The sequence below is a fragment of the Proteus sp. G2674 genome, from assembly GCF_009915195.1.
Lineage (GTDB): Bacteria > Pseudomonadota > Gammaproteobacteria > Enterobacterales > Enterobacteriaceae > Proteus > Proteus mirabilis.
Window position 1 is genome coordinate 12,876 of sequence record NZ_JAABLS010000017.1, and the last position, 18,577, is coordinate 31,452.

Consider the following 18,577-nt stretch of genomic DNA (forward strand, 5'->3'; position numbering starts at 1 on the left):
TGAGTAAAATAATAACCATTTGAAATTATTATATTTTTGCTTATTCCTTTCTGTTCCATCACATAGCTTTTTGTCATTTCATAACCCCGAATGCACCTTTTATAGTCGTTATTCATATAAGTAAACAATAAAAATGTGAGATACGCGTATGGATTACCTACCCTTATTTGTGGAATTAAAACAGCGCCCAGTATTACTGGTTGGCGGTGGGCATGTCGCTGCGCGTAAAGCCGTACTGTTATTAAAAGCGGGCGCTCGGTTACGTGTTATCGCGCCACAGTTATGTGATGAATTGCATCTTGCTTATCAGCAAAATCAAATTGAGTGGATTGCAGGGCAATATCAGTCAGAGTATTTACTTGGCATGATGTTGGTGATCGTGGCAACAGACGATAAGGTATTAAATCAACAAGTGTATCTAGATGCGCAAGCACGCCACATTTTTGTCAATGTCGTCGACTCTCAACCCCAATGCTCTTTTATCTTTCCTGCCATTATCGATAGAAATCCGATATTAATTGCTATTTCATCAGCGGGCAAAGCTCCTGTTTTAGTTCGTATGATACGGGAAAAGCTAGAGGCATTATTGCCTACCTCATTAGGGACTATGGCGACTATTGCGGGGAAATGGCGCAATAAAGTGAAACAAAAACTGACTGGTTTTCAAGCACGTTGCCGCTTTTGGGAGCAAGCGTTTAGCGGCAAATTTGCCTCATTAGTGGCAAGTGGTCAATTAATACAAGCGCAAGCACAGCTCGAACAACAACTATCTCATCCAGATAGCCCACAAGGTGAGCTTGCTTTAGTGGGGGCAGGGCCGGGTGATGCCGGTTTATTAACCTTACGAGGTTTGCAAGTTATCCAGCAGGCCGAGGTGGTACTTTATGACAGTTTAGTCAGTGCAGACATCTTAGAACTGGTGCGCCGTGATGCTGATAGAATTTGTGTGGGTAAAAGAGCGGGGCAACACAGTACGTTGCAAGAAGAAATCAATCAATTGATTGTGAAATATACTCAGCTTGGTAAACGAGTTGTCAGACTAAAAGGGGGCGATCCTTTTATTTTTGGACGAGGAGGAGAAGAGCTTGAAATTGCGGTACAACATGGCATTCCTTTTCAAGTTGTTCCCGGTGTTACCGCAGCTAGTGGGGCCAGTGCTTATGCGGGTATTCCATTAACTCATCGTAACTATGCGCAAAGTGTCACTTTTATGACTGGGCATTGCCAATCAGGGGGGATAGAGCCAGCTTGGCAAGCTTTAGCGCAAGCTAATCATACGTTAGCAATTTATATGGGAACGACGAAAGCAGAACTTATTAGCCAGCGTTTAATAGAGCAAGGTCGTTCACCACTCACCCCTATTGCCGTCATTAGTTGCGCTACACGCCATGATCAACAGATCTTAACGGGAAATTTAACACAATTAGCGCAATTAGCTAAGCAAGCTCCCACCCCGGCATTATTAATCGTTGGAGAAGTTGCTGCATTACATCACCAACTTGCGTGGTTTGGTGATAGACAAACTCAACATACCTCTGCCATCCACTCATCTTTGGTTCATTTTGCCTAAACGAGGTTGTTATGAATGAAACACAATTAACCCATCTTCAGCAATTAGAAGCAGAAAGCATTTATATACTGCGTGAAGTTGTCGCTGAATTTGAAAATCCCGTCATGCTTTACTCAATAGGCAAAGATTCTTCGGTGATGTTGCATCTAGCACGTAAGGCTTTTTATCCGGCGAAATTACCTTTTCCTCTTTTACATGTTGATACGGGTTGGAAATTTCGTGAGATGTATGAGTTTCGCGATAAAACGGCCAAAGAGTATGGTTTTGATCTCAAAGTTTATCGTAATCCCCAAGGGGCACAATTGGGGATCAATCCCTTTATTCATGGTAGCGCTAAGCATACAGATATCATGAAAACAGAAGGTCTTAAGCAAGCTCTGGATAAATATGGTTTTGATGCCGCATTTGGTGGGGCGCGTCGTGATGAAGAAAAATCGCGTGCTAAAGAGCGTATTTACTCATTTAGGGATAGATCTCATCGTTGGGATCCGAAAAATCAACGTCCAGAATTATGGCAAAACTACAACGGCCAAATTAATAAAGGGGAAAGTATTCGCGTTTTTCCATTATCAAATTGGACGGAGCTAGATATTTGGCAATATATCTATTTAGAAAATATCGATATTGTGCCGCTCTATTTCGCTAAACACCGTCCAGTTATTGAGCGGGATGGTACCTTGATTATGGTTGACGATGATCGAATAGACCTAAAAGCTGGAGAGGTGATCACACAACAAAAAGTACGCTTTAGAACATTAGGTTGCTGGCCATTAACGGGTGCTATTCCTTCACAAGCAGACACATTACCCGCCATTATTGAAGAGATGTTAATTTCCACCAGTAGCGAGCGACAAGGGCGTTTAATTGACAGTGATCAGTCTGCTTCAATGGAACTTAAAAAACGTCAGGGTTATTTTTAATAGGAGTCACTATGGGACTTGCAGCCATCAAAACCAACCAACTGATCGCCGGTGAAATAGCACAATCAGGTGGTGTAGAAAATTATTTAAAAACACAACAGAACAAAGGGTTATTACGTTTTTTAACCTGTGGCAATGTTGATGATGGAAAAAGCACCTTAATTGGTCGCTTACTTCATGATACGCGGCAGATCTACGAAGATCAGCTCTCCACCTTACAAAACGAGAGTAAAAAGATTGGTACTCAAGGTGAAAAATTAGATCTCGCTTTGCTGGTGGACGGTTTAGCGGCTGAACGAGAGCAAGGGATCACTATTGATGTAGCTTATCGCTATTTTTCAACAGCCAAACGAAAATTTATTATTGCCGATACGCCGGGACATGCACAATACACCCGCAATATGGCGACAGGAGCATCAACGAGTACGCTTTCTATTCTGCTGATCGATGCTCGAAAAGGGGTACAAGAGCAAACTCGCCGCCATAGTTTTATTAGCACACTCCTTGGGATCCGTCACTTAGTGGTCGCGATTAATAAAATGGATCTACTTGATTATCAACAAGAGATCTTTGAGTCGATCCAACAAGATTACCTGCACTTTGCACAACAATTACCGCGCGATCTCACTATCGAATTTGTGCCTATCTCTGCACTGGAGGGAGATAATGTAGTATCTCCTTCATTAAATATGCCTTGGTATACAGGAAAAACACTGCTGGCATTACTTGAAGATGCGCCGGTTAAATTTAAATTAGGGGCTAAATCTCAAAGATTGCGTTTTCCTGTACAGTATGTGAATCGTCCTGATTTAGATTTTAGAGGCTACAGTGGCACAGTTTCATCAGGCTCTCTTTATCAAGGACAACAAATCAAAGTATTACCCTCAGGACAGCGTTCAACCATTAAACGTATTGTGACTTTTGATGGCGATCTGACTCAGGCGCAAGTGGGTCAAGCGATTACACTGCTGTTAGCGGATGAAATCGATATTAGTCGTGGCGACATTATTGTTGATGCTAACGATACTACTGCTAATGTTAGCAATCATGCGTTGGTGGATATCGTATGGATGTCAGAACAACCGTTAGTACAGGGGCAAACCCTTGATATCAAAGTGGCGGGAAAAAAAAGTCGTGCCAAAATAGAGAATATTCACTATCAAGTTGATGTGGATAAGCTCACTCAACAAGTGACCGAAAGTTTAGCGCTAAATGCCATTGGGCATGTTGAAGTATTATTTGAAGAGCCATTGGTGCTGGATAACTATCAACTTAATGCACAAACAGGGGGGCTTATTTTTATTGATAGATTAAGCAATGTCACGGTGGGTGCTGGTCTTATTCGAGAAATTCGCGACAACGTGCAACCCACAACTTCCCAATACGATGCGTTTGAAATTGAACTCAATCAGTTGATCCGCCGCCATTTTCCGCATTGGGGCGCAAGAGACTTACTGGGAGGAAAATAGTGACGATACATCAAGATATTGTCTGGCATCCTCATCAAATAGGGTTAAAAGAGCGTGAAGCACAACAGGTACACAAAGGATGTGTACTTTGGTTTACTGGGTTATCTGGCTCAGGTAAATCAACACTGGCTGATGCGCTAGAGCAAACCTTATATCAGTACTCGACAATCCATGCGCCTATTCGCACCTATTTATTAGATGGTGATAATTTACGCCATGGTTTATGCCATGATCTTGGGTTTAGTGAACAAGATAGGCATGAAAATATTCGTCGTGTAGGGGAAGTGGCTAAACTAATGGTCGATGCCGGATTAATTGTCTTAACAGCATTTATTTCTCCTTATCAGCAAGATAGACAACAAGTAAGAGAAAGGTTTGCTCAAGGGCGATTTATTGAGATCTTTGTTGATACACCTTTAGCCCTTTGTGAAGCACGTGATCCTAAAGGCCTCTATCAAAAAGCACGACGAGGAGAGATCAAACAGTTTTCCGGCATTGATTCACCTTATGAACCACCCACTGCGCCAGAAATTCATTTAGACGGCTCACTCGCGATTAATGAGCTTACACAACAAATCCTCGCTTATTTACAGCAACAACAAATTTACCGCTAATCATATCTCTACATCATTTTCTCTTATCTGGGAAAATATGTAGGGATAGAAGGGGTTTTTTAATAAACTGATTTGGCGGCAAATACAGTGTAAATACCACTTCTTTACTTACCACTCCAGTAGATAAAAACGCGCTTTTAAGCATATAACTTATACTTTATCTGAAAAATAGCGTGATTGTTTATGTTAAGGGTGGGGGGAATACGAATATTCATGTAATATATCTGCGCGCTTTTGTGGCGCAGATGGGAGAGTTGTGGGATGATTAGCCCATTCATTTTGGGGGTGGTAATGGGGAAATTAACAGTCTTACTTCTGATCTTACTTGGTTTTCTACAATATTCATTGTGGTTAGGTAAAAATGGTATTCATGATTACAACAAAGTAAGTCAAGAAGTTGAATCTGCATTAGCGCAAAACGCACAATTAAAGTCGCGTAATGATCGCTTATTTGCGGAGATTGATGACCTCAATGGCGGGCAAGAAGCGTTAGATGAGCGTGCTCGTAGTGAACTTGGCATGATAAAGCCTAATGAAAGCTTTTATCGTATTGTTAATGATAAATCCCAACCACGTCGTTAATTTGTTGAATTAATAGTGTGCCTTGATATAAATACTATAATGAATATACCAAACTCTACTTTTCCTATTGTGGCGGTTATTCCCGCTGCCGGCATAGGTAGTCGAATGCAAGCAACCTGCCCGAAGCAATACCTTAAAATTGGCAGATTGACTATCCTTGAACATACTATTAATGCGCTATTAAAACATCCACGCATTTCGCAAATTATTGTCGCAATTAACCCAGAAGATGACTATTTTTATCACCTAGCTCTTGCTAAAGATAAACGAATTATTGTCGTTAAAGGAGGGGGACAACGTGCTGATTCGGTATTATCAGGGCTTCGCTATATTACAGAACATCTTGCGCAAAATACATGGGCGCTAGTTCATGATGCGGCAAGACCTTGCCTGTCCTTTAGTGATTTGGATAATCTTATTCAAATCATTGATGATAACCATCTTGATCCTCAATTTTGTGGTGGGATCTTAGCCTCTCCTGTGCGTGATACGATGAAACGTAGTCATCAACAAGATAACCATATTGAAAAAACAGTGGCAAGAGACACGCTATGGCATGCTTTAACGCCACAATTTTTCCCAGCGGCCTTGTTAAAACAAAATCTTGAAAACGCATTGGCACAAAACGTACCCATTACTGATGAAGCATCTGCGATGGAGTTTGGTGGATATGAACCCTTATTAGTTAAAGGCCGTGCGGATAATATAAAAGTCACACAACCAGAAGACTTGGCTCTTGCAGAATTTTTCCTCTCTCGACAAATTACCAGCATAAGGAACACATAATATGAGAATTGGACACGGTTATGATGTACATAAATTTGGCGGAGAAGGCCCAATTATTATTGGTGGTGTGAGAATTCCTTATGAACAAGGTCTCCTAGCCCATTCAGATGGCGATGTTGTACTACATGCGGTGACAGATGCCATTTTAGGTGCTGTTGCGATGGGCGATATTGGTACATTATTTCCTGATACAGATCCGGCTTATAAAGGTGCGGATAGCCGAGTATTATTGCGCGAAGCCTTTTCAAGAGTGATGGCTAAAGGTTACCGTATTGGTAATCTTGATGTCACTATTATTGCTCAGGCACCTAAAATGCTACCTCATACTCCACAAATGCGTGTCAATATTGCTGAAGATCTCCATTGTCATGTCGATGATATCAATGTTAAAGCGACCACTACTGAGAAATTAGGTTTTGTAGGACGCAAAGAAGGTATAGCTTGTGAAGCGGTGGTGTTATTAATCAAAGAGTCTTTATCTTAATGAGTGATTTACCAGAACTTCATTGGCTACATGGCAAACCGACAGCGACAGGGCGATTAAAATCGACACCAGAAGATTTTAAGGTCAGCGAAGATCTCGGCTTTACCTTAGATGGTGAAGGCGAACACGTGATGGTTAGAGTCAGAAAAACAGGTTGTAATACGGCTTTTGTGGCTGAAAAGTTAGCTAAATTTGCCGGTATTCATCCTCGAGATGCTAGTTATGCTGGGCTCAAAGACAGAAATGCGGTTACGGAACAATGGTTTTGTTTGCGTATGCCGGGTAAAGAGATGCCCGACTTTAGTCAATTTACGTTAGAAGGTTGCGAAATATTAACAACCACCCGCCAGCAACGTAAGCTACGAATTGGTACATTAAAAGGGAACCATTTCACCTTAGTATTACGTGATATCTCCGATGTGACATCGGTGGAAACTCGTCTAGTAGAGATACAAAAACAAGGGGTTCCTAACTATTTTGGTGTGCAACGCTTTGGTCGTAATGGCGACAATTTACGCCAAGCATGGCGTTGGGCAACCAATGAAATTCGGGTAAAAGAGCGTAGCAAACGTAGCTTTTATCTCTCAGCAGCACGTAGTGCGATGTTTAATCATCTGGTGAGCCAACGACTTGAGCGTCATATTTATACTCAAGTGCTTTGTGGTGATGCGATGCAATTGCACGGTAAAAGAAGTTGGTTTGTGGCAGAAGAAGCGGAACTTGCCCAAACACAAACACGCTATGAAGAGCATGATATACATATTACCGCTCCATTGCCGGGTAAAGGTGACTTAGGTACACAAACTCAAGCACTGATATTTGAAACCGACAACTTAGCTGACTACGAAGCATTATGGTCATTAGCGCAACAAGAGCGAGTTGATACCACTCGCCGTGCGATTAATTTGCTACCAGAAAATATGTCATGGCATTGGCTAGATGATACTACGGTTTCTTTATCGTTCTTTTTGCCAGCAGGAAGTTTTGCCACTAGCGTTGTCCGTGAATTGATATTATTAGGGAATATTGATGCTGAAAATATTAGTGAGTAATGACGATGGTGTTATGGCAAAAGGGATACAGACACTCGCAAAAGCCTTACGCCAGCGTTATGATGTACAAATTGTCGCACCTGATCGCAATCGTAGTGCAGCATCCAACTCATTAACTATTGATAGACCGTTACGTAAACAGCGACATGAAAATGGTGATATCGCGATAGTTGAAGGTACACCCACGGATTGTGTCTATCTCGGTGTTAATCATCTCGTCAGACCGCGTCCAGATATTGTGGTGTCTGGCATTAATCATGGCCCTAATTTAGGGGATGATGTGCTTTACTCAGGTACTGTTGCTGCCGCTACAGAGGGCCGGTTCTTAGGTTTACCTGCGATTGCGGTATCACTTGATGGCGAAACGCATTTTGACACAGCAGCCCAAGTGACTTGTGATGTTTTAGCTATGCTACAACGAGTGCCTTTAAGAGCTGGGAATATTTTAAATATTAATGTGCCTGATATTCCGTTAGCGGAGATCAAAGGTTTTCGTATAACACGTTGTGGAAGTCGTCATGCTTCACAACATGTTTATACACAAACAGATCCGAAAGGAAATACCCTTTATTGGATCGGGCCTCCTGGCGAAAAAAATGATGTGGGGCCGGATACAGATTTTGCAGCGGTTGATGCAGGTTATGTTTCCATCACACCATTACATGTTGATTCAACAGCGTATAAAGCGCTTGAGTTATTAAAAGATTGGTTAAATAAAGCAGAGGTCGAAAAAACATGTTAAGTCGGTCAATGAAAGACTTACTGACAATGTTAAAACAACACGGCATCAATGATGAGCGTCTGTTGGAAGCTATGAGCAAAGTACCCCGAGAGCTATTTATTGATGAAGCGCTCTCCCATAAGGCTTATGAAAATACGGCTTTACCTATTGGTAATGGTCAAACTATTTCACAGCCTTATATTGTTGCTAAAATGACATCACTGCTTGAATTACAAGCAACGGATTCTGTGTTAGAGATTGGCACAGGCTCTGGTTATCAAACTGCAGTATTAGCAAACTTAGTGCATCATGTCAGTTCAGTTGAACGGATAAAAATATTGCAGTGGCAGGCAAAACGACGCTTTAAACACCTTGATTTACATAATATTTCGACTCGTCATGGCGATGGTTGGGAAGGTTGGGTATCAAAAGGCCCCTTTAATGCTATTATTGTTACTGCCTGTGCAACAGAAGTACCGCAACGACTCTTGATGCAATTAGCTGATGGTGGCAGGATGATCATTCCTGTCGGTGAACAGCAGCAGATGCTTAAGTTTATTCGTCGTTTAGGTAATGATTTTCACTATCAATCTATCGAGGCTGTACGCTTTGTCCCCCTAATTGCGGGTGAGTTAGCATAACTTCCAGATAAATCTGACCATTTTTTATTACTGCTTTTTTGTAGCTTGTCGTAATCTGCACTAATAAATGAAATATTTTCAAAAAATTGCAGTCTCTTTGTGTTACTCAACAAATTGCTAGACGCTAATGCCTTTTAAAAGGGAGAAGGAAGTATGAATTCAGAAAGCCCAATTAAGCATGTCCGCTGGGCAATCATGTGTTCGGTAATCGGATTTGCATTAACAGGCTGTGCCGACACGCCTTATCGTCCTGCACCGATAACCTCTGTCAATGATAGTTCGTCAAATCGTACCGTTTCTACATCACCTGTTACAACTAACAGTAATGCAGGAGTGGCAACACCTATTGAAAGAGGTTCAACTCCGTTACAAACAACGCCTCCTCCTTCTATTAGAGTGAATAACACAACCGCGCAGCCTCAAAGCCAGCCTCGTACGCAAAATGTTACCCCCCAAAATGTCAATACGGATGGTAGCGGACGTATTGTGTATAACCGCAATTATGACAATATCCCTAAAGGGAATTACAGCGGTAACACTTATACGGTTAAACGTGGCGATACAATGTTTTATATTGCGTGGATCACGGATAGTGATGTAAAAGATTTGGCCTCGATGAACAATATTCCAGAGCCATATAGCTTAAATGTTGGACAAGTACTTAAGATTGGTAACCGTCAAGTTAATACCGGTACCAATACCAATGTAAATACTTCGGTAATTAATAAACCAAGTAGTGAAGGTGTTCAGACAGCACAAACTAAGCCGTCAAATAATAATAGCTCAATGGGACCGTTGATCACGAAACCAACAACAACGACACCGCCAAAGACAACGACTTCGACACCAACAACTTCGGCAACAACCAGTAATAACACAACGGCAACCTCTAAACCTGCAGCCGCAACAGGTAAATGGGTATGGCCAGCACAAGGTAAAATTATTGAGAGCTACTCAAATGCACCTGGTGGTAATAAAGGTATTGATATTAGTGGTACACGAGGTTCACCCATTGTGGCAACAGCCGCAGGTAAAGTGGTTTATGCAGGGAGCGCATTACGAGGTTATGGTAATTTAGTTATCATTAAACATAATGATGAATATCTCAGTGCTTATGCTCATAACGATACAATCTTGGTACGTGAACAGCAAAATGTAAATGCAGGACAGCAAATTGCGACCATGGGAAGTACTGGTACTAGTTCTGTTCGATTACACTTTGAGATCCGTTATAAAGAAAAATCACTTAACCCAATGAGCTATTTACCTAAAAGATAAATAAACGCTTAACGTTGTTAGTGAATAATCTGAAAATTAAGCCCTTTTGTTAATATTAACAAAAGGGCTTTTTTAGTTATTAAATTAATTAAAACCTTGAAAATAAATTTCTTTCACTAAGTAAGATTGCTTAGTTGGAACGTAAACAAAATGAGATATTTCTGTCAAATTATAGATAAGATTAAATTAGACTGTTGATTATCGAACAATGAATGAGTATGCTAAAAAACGTTAGTTAAAAGTATGAATAAAAATCTAATGTATTCAAAGATAGTGTATTGAATTAACTTATTGTTTTTATTATAGGTTTATTTTTTGTCTTATCTTTAGAATAATATATATTATTGAATATTATTTTATTATTGCGGATTTTTGTTTATCTTTTTTTTGATGTACATTGTCACATATTGCTTGTTAAACAGTGAATATACGTATAGATAAATATACGTAAAATAATAATAATTGCTGTTAATAACTAATACTTATAGTTAATAAATATATTGAATAAACTATAAAGTAAATTAACAGTAAAACAGATTATGTTATTTTTTTATTTTGTAATTCGTTACAAGGGAAAATCAGTAAACCCGTTGTGTCGTGACACAGCGATAAACTGGTAAATCGATCTCATTAAGAGCGTCGTTTACCTAAATTATCAAGGGTAGGAGCAGCTGATGAGCCAAAGTACGCTAAGAGTAGACGAGTTATATACTGATGATATTGATGAGAACATGGAAGAGTTCGATGAAGCAGCCGCAACAAAAGAGGCTGAAAATGAATCTGACGCTCAAGATGAAATTGAACTCATTGAAGGAGTCAATCAGCGTGCGTTAGATGCAACTCAGCTCTATTTAGGAGAAATTGGCTATTCTCCATTGTTGAGTGCTGAAGAAGAAGTATTCTTTGCTCGTAGAGCGTTACGAGGTGATATCCCGTCAAGACAACGGATGATAGAGAGTAATCTACGTTTAGTTGTTAAAATATCTCGCCGTTATACGAACCGAGGGTTAGCTCTTCTTGACTTAATTGAAGAAGGTAATTTAGGCCTTATTCGTGCTGTTGAAAAGTTTGATCCTGAAAAAGGATTTCGTTTTTCAACCTATGCCACATGGTGGATACGTCAAACTATTGAACGTGCCATTATGAACCAAACCCGCACTATTCGCCTCCCCATTCATATCGTTAAAGAACTCAATGTCTATTTAAGAACCGCAAGAGAATTAGCACATAAGCTCGATCATGAGCCAAGTGTTGAAGAAATTGCGCAAACGCTGGATAAACCGGTTGATGATGTCAGCAAAATGCTACGTTTAAATGAACGTATTTCTTCTGTTGATACACCGATTGGTGGGGATTCAGATAAAGCCTTACTAGATATTATTTCAGACGAAAATGAAGAAGGGCCAGAAGCAACCATTCAAAATAATAACCTCAAGGAAAATATCGTAAAATGGTTATTTGAATTAAATCCAAAACAGCGTGAAGTATTAGCGCGTCGCTTTGGATTACTGGGTTACGAGGCTGAAACATTAGAAGATGTTGGTCGAGAAATTGGTTTGACAAGAGAGCGGGTTCGTCAGATCCAAGTTGAGGGATTGCGTCGTTTAAAAGATATTCTGCAAGGGCAAGGATTATGCATAGAGGCACTTTTTAAGATGAACTAGTTGCTTTAGGTGCTCAATGCGTTATCAAGCCGATTAGTTAAATTAACTAATCGGCTTTTCTTTTGTTATTTATTTAGCTCTTTTAAGTGATAGAGCAATTCCAACGCTTGTTTTGGTGTTAATGAATCCGGATCAATTTTATTTAATGCTAATTCAACTTCAGAAGGCTCAATATCTGCTAATAACATCAGTTGTGACGTTTCTACATGGCTTGCCCCTGAATGACCTGATAGGGTTTCCAGCTCTTTTAATTTCTGCTTTGCACGGCGGATCACCTCTTTTGGCACACCGGCTAATGCCGCAACCGCTAAACCATAACTTTTACTGGCAGCACCTTCTTGAACACTGTGCATAAAGGCAATAGTTTCTCCATGCTCTACCGCATCTAAGTGAATATTGGCAGTGCCTTCTAGTTTTTCTGGCAGTGTCGTTAATTCAAAATAGTGTGTGGCAAAGAGTGTCATTGCTTTGATGCGATTCGCTAAATTTTCGGCACAAGCCCAAGCGAGAGAAAGCCCATCATAAGTAGAAGTGCCACGGCCAATTTCATCCATTAACACTAAACTGTTTTCAGTGGCATTATGAAGGATATTTGCGGTTTCTGTCATTTCCACCATAAATGTTGAACGACCCGAAGCCAGATCGTCAGAGGCACCCACGCGGGTAAAAATACGATCAATTGGGCCTATTACCGCCTTTTCTGCGGGCACAAAACTACCAATATAAGCCAGTAGCGTAATTAATGCCGCTTGACGCATATAGGTACTTTTACCGCCCATATTAGGGCCGGTAATAATGAGTAGACGGCGTTGAGGCGCGAGTTGTAGAGGGTTTGAGATAAATGGCTCACTCAGTACTTGTTCTACAACAGGGTGACGTCCACCAGTGATTTGAATACCTGTTTTTTCTGTTAATTCAGGGCGTGTATAATTGAGTGATTCTGCACGCTCAGCGAGATTAGCCAGAACATCGGTTTCAGCTAACGCTTCGGCACTGGTTTGTAAGGCGGTTAGATGAGGTAATAGTTTTTCGAAAAGCTCTTCGTAGAGCATTTTTTCAATCGCTAATGCTTTACCTTTAGAGGTTAATACCTTGTCTTCATACTCTTTTAGTTCAGGAATAATATAGCGTTCAGCATTTTTCAGTGTTTGACGACGCACATAGTGCATTGGAACTAAATTGCTTTGGCCGCGACTGACTTGTATGTAGTAACCATGAACCCCATTAAAGCCAACCTTTAAGGTATCAATACCCCATTTTTCACGTTCACGAACTTCAAGCTTTTCAAGATAGTCACTCGCACCGTCAGCCAGTGCTCGCCATTCATCTAATTCTGCATTATAACCTGGGGCTATCACCCCTCCATCGCGTACTAATACGGGTGGTGTTTCAACAATGGCATTTTCCAGTAATTCACGCAACTCATCAAACTGGCTGATACGCTGCTGTAATTCTGTAATATAGGGCATATCCGCCTGATCAAGCACTTGGTGGATATCTTGATATTGTTGAAAGGCATGGCGCATACGTGATAAGTCACGAGGACGAGCGGATCGCAATGCTAAACGAGCAAGTACCCGCTCTAAATCACCCACCTGACGTAAAAAAGGCTGTAATTCAAAATAGAGGGGTTGTAAGGCACTAATCGCATCTTGGCGTTTAATTAACTGTTCACGCTGGCGTAAAGGGGTGTGTATCCAACGTTTGAGCATACGGCTTCCCATTGGGGTCACGCACAGATCAAGTACAGATGCCAAGGTGTTATCACAACCGCCAGCAAGATTTTGGGTTAATTCTAAATTACGGCGAGTGGCTGCATCTAAGATAATGGTATCTTGCGGACGCTCCATGGTAATGCTACGAATATGAGGCAACGCAGTGCGTTGCGTATCTTTAACATATTGTAATAAGCAACCTGCAGCACAAAGTGCAAGTCGGGCATTTTCAACACCAAATCCAGTTAAATCACGGGTTCCAAACTGTAAATTAAGTTGTTGTTTGGCGGTTTCACACTCAAACTCCCAAATTGGACGCCGGCGTAAACCTTGCTGACGCTCAATTAATGCCATTGACTCAAAGGTTTCTGGATAGAGTAGTTCTGCTGGGTGAGTGCGTTGCAGTTCAGCAGCCATACTTTCGCTATCCGGCATTTCAGTGACCCGAAAACGTCCAGAGGTGATATCTAAAGTGGCATAACCAAAAGCGCCATTTTTATCTTGCCAGATAGCGGCTAATAGATTGTCTTGGCGCTCTTCAAGTAGCGCTTCGTCCGTAACGGTGCCCGGTGTGACAATACGGATCACTTTACGCTCAACAGGGCCTTTGCTGGTGGCCGGATCTCCAATTTGTTCACAGATGGCAACGGATTCCCCCAATTGCACTAATTTAGCCAGATAATTTTCAACCGCATGATGAGGAACGCCAGCCATAGGAATAGGTTGACCTGCCGACTGACCTCGTTTTGTTAATGAAATATCTAATAAGCGTGAGGCTTTTTTAGCATCATCAAAAAACAGTTCATAAAAGTCACCCATACGATAAAACAGTAAGATTTCTGGGTGCTCTGCCTTAAGCTTAAGATACTGCTGCATCATGGGGGTGTGGGATTCGAAATTTTGGCTGTCAGTCATGGTGTCGTCTTTCTTAACGTATTGAAGTTTATCTCGTTTGTGAGTGTTGGTTGTTAAACTCTATCTGGTTTTATTTCACAAACATAATACGGCATCATACCATAAGGTTTCAGTGTGTTGCTTTAATCATCTAAATATCTTTGCCAATAAAAGTATGAGTGATGGCTTATTTTTATGATGTTCTGTGAAAGTGTAGTGTTATGTGTATTTGGCTATGCAATAGATATTAAGATATCTTACTTTTAGCGAAAAATGCCGTAAGCCCTTTCTCAATGCGAACGGGGAGCAGTCACGACGAAGCCCTGTCTCTGAACTAAAAGAAGAAAAGCAATATAAAAACAAGAACAACGTCAGTCGCAAAAAACACAGTTAACAGTAAAAGAACTTGTTGAGCTTTATTTAGTTGATCATCTCGAAGCTAGTAAAGGCAAAGACGGTAAAATTATTTCTGGCTCAAGAAAGAAGAAAGGGTAAATAGAAGTTCGTCGTATACTTGAAGCCGATGCTGTCCGTGTTTTAGGTGAGCTTATGGCGCATGAAGTAACCCGAAAAAAATGTGATAGAGCTTGTGCGTGAAATTAATGGACGAGGCGCTAAGGTTCAGGCACTACGAGAACTCATCAATATTTCAGGTGCTCGATTACGGATATAATTAATTTCTTCGAGGACTTTAGCGAGTTGCTCGCGGTTTTTTGTGAGACTTGCTGATAATTACGAAGGTAGCGACTTACTATTCGTAAGTAAAAATAGTGCCTTGATTGACACTATTTTTAAATAAAAAACAACTTAATCAAATGTCGCTATCAGCCAAGCGGAGCCTTTATAGTCACCTGCTACGGCATTACTGCCTTGAATATGACTTGTTATCTTAATGGTTCTTAAATCTTTAATATCAATTTTAAAATCTTTCCCCGTTTGACCAGTTATTTCATCGGTCATAGTTAATTCACTGTAAATTTTATAATTGCTATTCTGACTATTCGTCATTGGTAATCGTTTTTGCGGATCACTGTCAGTAGCATAATCCAGATGTAATCGGACTTTTGTTGGAATCGAAAACTTACAGCTATAAGTCACATTTTCAGTAACTACGCTATCGTAATTTAACGTATTTAGATTACCATGGCGTAAATTAATCGTTTCGGCTTGCCCTGTACTGCTCATCGTACTACAAGATGCGTTGAGATTAATTGAGGATGGTAAAATCCTTACAGGTGCAGAGCTAGTTCCTATTGGCCATGAAGTAAAATCAGGTGTTTTAAGTGGCTTAACAAAAGCTCTAACATATCCTGCAAGATCCATTGCAGGAATAATGATCTTTCCATCAATAATATTATCTCTAATATAAAATGTCAGTGTAAGTCGCCTAGGAGTCACAAAGCCCGAAACAGGAACTGAATAAGTATCTGACCTTGGATTAGAACAGCCTATAGATTCATCCAATAGCGTCCATTCAGACATATCATTATACACTGTCATTAACACATTATTATTGATAATGTAAGCATCACTATTATTGATAGTTATATTGGCTGGGCTAGGGTATATAAACATTTTATGGTAAGCTGTTTGTCCCAATTGATGGGAACTCACATCTCCCCATGTTGTTCCTACGCAAAGAACATTACCACTTACCATCATCTCCTGAAGTTTTATTGTTTGGCCTATTTGATAATAATTTAATCCATCAGAACCAATATAAGGTGAAGTACTAATTGACGTATTATTATTCAGATTTACTTTATAACCAGCACTTGGATCAACAATCTTAGGTGCATAGTTTGCGAATGCAATTGATGGAAGTAACAAGCCACCCAAGGAAATTAAGCCACACCAAATTTTCTTTTTTTGAAAAGATAGCAACCAGTGTGTAGGAATAGTACCTTTTAAGTCCAACATAATAAAATGATCCTACTAGTTATAAGTCACAGCAAGGGTGACAGTTGAAGTAAATTTCCCCAGCGTCAACTGATTGATTGGCACCGCATTGACTAACTGTGCCTGTAAATCCATACGGTATAATGTCGAATTCACCCGTTCGGGATAGATTTGTTGTTTTTTACTCATTTCCAGCGCACGCACCGTTCCGCCCGTCACTTCTTTAAAATCAATCCCTAAGCCATCGATACTGGTGGCGAGAATATTTTTTCCGTTGTATAACAAGGTGCTTCTCCCTTTCGGGTTCAACATGATCGCGAGGCTATTATTGAAATTACACCCCGATATATAGAGTGAAAAATCTTTCACTGCCGTCGATTTACTGAGAGACTCTGGATTGAGCGTACCAAAACCAATTTTCAACGGTGAACTGCTATTTTCACTGCGAATGTTACAAGCTGGGTCGACCATGCTGGCGGTAACCTCCACTAATACGTCGGCTGAACTGCCTAATGCTGTGAACAAGAGGAGTAACCCTAACGGTTTTTGTATTTGGTTAAGTATGGTCACTATTCGTACTCCACATTAAAGGTTACGATACTGGAAAAATCGCCAATTTTTGCTTCCCCTGTAGCAGGCTTGCGAACAAAAACGCCAAAATCAAATTGTTGTAAACCCTCAACGACACTAACATCACCAATCGTCATTGGCTTATTCCACACAATAGGTTTTTCATCATGATCAATGATCCCTAGCACCACCCCACTGTCACCTTTGGTAGTTAAAAAACTATCACCACCAATGTTGACTAATTCCTGACTTTGCCAAGTCAGTTTGATACTTTTTTGCAAATCCGTTTCACTGCATTTATCAATGGCAATGGAAAAAGGCGTCACTGCACTGGTCGTATTTTCATTAATAAATTGCCAACGTAAGTTGTACAGTGTGATCTTTTTATTGATGGATTCTGCTGCTACTTGGCATGCAGTACTGACCAATTCTCCACTAAACTCAACATCCAAGCTGTTCGCTGCCCATGTCTGAGCTGGGCAACTTAGAAGTACCACAGGAAATAACCAAAAATGCATCGTAGCCTTACTCATAGCTCACCTCTAAACGCAATGTATGCCGATCACTCATCAATATTGGCAGGCGAATTGGATTATCCCCATTAGGCAATGAAAGCGGATAACGCACTGAAAACACATCGCGTTGCACATCATAAAATCGTATACTTGTTGGCGTATTAGCAGTGGCATCAAATAATTTCATTTCTCGGTAATCATTTCCTGCGCCACACCCTGTTAAACGCAACGTTTTATCTAGACTTAAATTACATGGAGCATTAAATAGTGTGGCACTCACTTGTATTCGTCCTTGATGCAACGGTTCATAGTCCGATTGATTTACTGGTGTATTCGCCACAGGGAGCTCAGCGTTGGCCAATTGACCGAATACACTGCACGCAATGAGTAATGCGGCTTTGTACCATGTTAATTTCATGAAAATATTGTCTTTGCGCATCATCTTTCCCCGTTAGCTAAACCCTTTGAAATTACTGTTCACCCGTAACAGCGCATGTATCACCTTGGCAACGAAACGCCAGCGTCGGCTTGCCGCCATAATCATTAATGTACGTGAGATACGGTGTGGATAACGCTGGTGACACTACATCTTGTATTGACTTAGGTGGTACCATGACGACATCAAATGAATTTTGTTCAGAGGCCGCTTTGCTATTTCCTAACCCAATTACGGTTAAATTAAAGGGGGTGTTATTGTTGATGCGATAACCTTTTGCGATTTTGGTTAATGTGACCTTATGTGCCCACTTTGTTTCCGACTCAGCTAAAATAGCATGTGGGCGATAAAACAGTTTTACTCGTGATTGCAACGCGATTTGTAATGTATTGCCATCGGTAGATTTTGGTGGTACTTCACGCAAATTGAAGTAAAACACTGACTCTCGGTCTTGTGGCAGTTTGCTCAATTCAGGCGTCGTACTTAAACGAACTAAACTGGTACTGCTAGGCTCAATGCGTTGCAACGGAGGCGTTGCTAAGATCGCACCTTTGGTCAGTTTATTACCCTGTAAGTCTTCAATCCAACTTTGAGCTAAGTAAGCTTCTTCTGGATTATCATTAGAAATAGTCACGTTAATTGACTTTTCAGAGCCAGGAAAAATAATACGAGTTCTATCTAATGTAACGGCACTGTAAGCACTGATTGAAACTAATGCTGCAACCCCTGCTACTACACGATATAACCCATGACCTAAATTCAACATA

Annotated in this window: 18 protein-coding genes; 12 read left to right on the forward strand and 6 right to left on the reverse strand. The window is 40.7% G+C overall.

All coding sequences use genetic code 11. The features are described from left to right. Positions 1-148 precede the first annotated feature (148 nt). From cysG to rpoS, 12 genes are all read left to right on the forward strand, one after another. Positions 149-1,570 (forward strand): siroheme synthase CysG, encoded by a 1,422-nt coding sequence (cysG, locus tag GWI58_RS07485; protein WP_064505971.1) that lies wholly within the window; start codon positions 149-151, stop codon positions 1,568-1,570. An 11-nt stretch (positions 1,571-1,581) separates the two neighbouring features. Beyond that, the gene (gene cysD / locus GWI58_RS07490; RefSeq protein ID WP_004244356.1) at positions 1,582-2,490 is read left to right on the forward strand and encodes a sulfate adenylyltransferase subunit CysD; all 909 of its coding nucleotides are present in this window, start codon (positions 1,582-1,584) and stop codon (positions 2,488-2,490) included. Positions 2,491-2,501: 11 nt separating this feature from the next. Further along, the gene (gene cysN / locus GWI58_RS07495) at positions 2,502-3,959 is read left to right on the forward strand and encodes a sulfate adenylyltransferase subunit CysN (protein WP_004244355.1); all 1,458 of its coding nucleotides are present in this window, start codon (positions 2,502-2,504) and stop codon (positions 3,957-3,959) included. Continuing rightward, a complete protein-coding gene (gene cysC, locus GWI58_RS07500) occupies positions 3,959-4,573 on the forward strand; it encodes an adenylyl-sulfate kinase (RefSeq protein WP_060556469.1) in 615 nt (204 codons plus the stop codon). The genes cysN and cysC overlap by 1 nt, the downstream gene beginning before the upstream one ends. Before the next feature lie 291 nt (positions 4,574-4,864). Further along, entirely contained in the window at positions 4,865-5,155 is a 291-nt protein-coding gene (gene ftsB / locus GWI58_RS07505; protein WP_026090399.1) for a cell division protein FtsB, read from the forward strand. Between the two features lie 39 nt (positions 5,156-5,194). Next, positions 5,195-5,941 (forward strand): 2-C-methyl-D-erythritol 4-phosphate cytidylyltransferase, encoded by a 747-nt coding sequence (ispD, locus tag GWI58_RS07510; protein WP_017627876.1) that lies wholly within the window; start codon positions 5,195-5,197, stop codon positions 5,939-5,941. Between the two features lies 1 nt (position 5,942). Then, positions 5,943-6,425, forward strand: coding sequence for a 2-C-methyl-D-erythritol 2,4-cyclodiphosphate synthase (gene ispF / locus GWI58_RS07515; RefSeq protein WP_004248690.1), 483 nt, complete (start codon positions 5,943-5,945; stop codon positions 6,423-6,425). Further along, positions 6,425-7,477, forward strand: a complete 1,053-nt coding sequence (truD, locus tag GWI58_RS07520) for a tRNA pseudouridine(13) synthase TruD (protein WP_110229481.1) — start codon at positions 6,425-6,427, stop codon at positions 7,475-7,477. Before ispF ends, truD begins: the two co-directional genes overlap by 1 nt. Then, complete coding sequence (gene surE, locus GWI58_RS07525; RefSeq protein ID WP_004244347.1) at positions 7,455-8,219, forward strand: 5'/3'-nucleotidase SurE; 765 nt, start codon at positions 7,455-7,457, stop codon at positions 8,217-8,219. Before truD ends, surE begins: the two co-directional genes overlap by 23 nt. After that, positions 8,213-8,839 (forward strand): protein-L-isoaspartate(D-aspartate) O-methyltransferase, encoded by a 627-nt coding sequence (locus GWI58_RS07530; protein WP_004244345.1) that lies wholly within the window; start codon positions 8,213-8,215, stop codon positions 8,837-8,839. Before surE ends, GWI58_RS07530 begins: the two co-directional genes overlap by 7 nt. Positions 8,840-8,992: 153 nt before the next feature. Next, entirely contained in the window at positions 8,993-10,117 is a 1,125-nt protein-coding gene (gene nlpD, locus GWI58_RS07535; RefSeq protein WP_004244344.1) for a murein hydrolase activator NlpD, read from the forward strand. Positions 10,118-10,791: 674 nt separating this feature from the next. Next, positions 10,792-11,781: an RNA polymerase sigma factor RpoS gene (gene rpoS, locus GWI58_RS07540; RefSeq protein WP_004244343.1), complete on the forward strand. Its 990-nt coding sequence runs from the start codon at positions 10,792-10,794 to the stop codon at positions 11,779-11,781. A 65-nt stretch (positions 11,782-11,846) separates the two neighbouring features. Here the strand turns inward: rpoS and mutS are convergent, their stop codons facing one another. The 6 genes from mutS to GWI58_RS07570 form a co-directional block, all read right to left on the reverse strand. Further along, on the reverse strand, positions 11,847-14,411 hold the full coding sequence (gene mutS, locus GWI58_RS07545; RefSeq protein WP_094960185.1) for a DNA mismatch repair protein MutS: 2,565 nt from the start codon (positions 14,409-14,411) through the stop codon (positions 11,847-11,849). 786 nt (positions 14,412-15,197) lie between these two features. Next, positions 15,198-16,310, reverse strand: a complete 1,113-nt coding sequence (locus tag GWI58_RS07550) for an adhesin (RefSeq protein WP_052124761.1) — start codon at positions 16,308-16,310, stop codon at positions 15,198-15,200. Positions 16,311-16,325: 15 nt separating this feature from the next. Then, positions 16,326-16,859, reverse strand: coding sequence for a fimbrial protein (locus GWI58_RS07555; RefSeq protein ID WP_094960184.1), 534 nt, complete (start codon positions 16,857-16,859; stop codon positions 16,326-16,328). Continuing rightward, positions 16,859-17,392 carry a fimbrial protein gene (locus GWI58_RS07560; protein ID WP_036895539.1) on the reverse strand — a complete coding sequence of 178 codons (534 nt, stop codon included), beginning with the start codon at positions 17,390-17,392 and terminating at the stop codon, positions 16,859-16,861. The genes GWI58_RS07555 and GWI58_RS07560 overlap by 1 nt, the downstream gene beginning before the upstream one ends. Further along, entirely contained in the window at positions 17,385-17,792 is a 408-nt protein-coding gene (locus tag GWI58_RS07565; RefSeq protein WP_237611672.1) for a fimbrial protein, read from the reverse strand. The genes GWI58_RS07560 and GWI58_RS07565 overlap by 8 nt, the downstream gene beginning before the upstream one ends. A 52-nt stretch (positions 17,793-17,844) precedes the next feature. Beyond that, entirely contained in the window at positions 17,845-18,576 is a 732-nt protein-coding gene (locus tag GWI58_RS07570; RefSeq protein WP_036895537.1) for a fimbrial biogenesis chaperone, read from the reverse strand. Position 18,577: the final 1 nt, after the last annotated feature.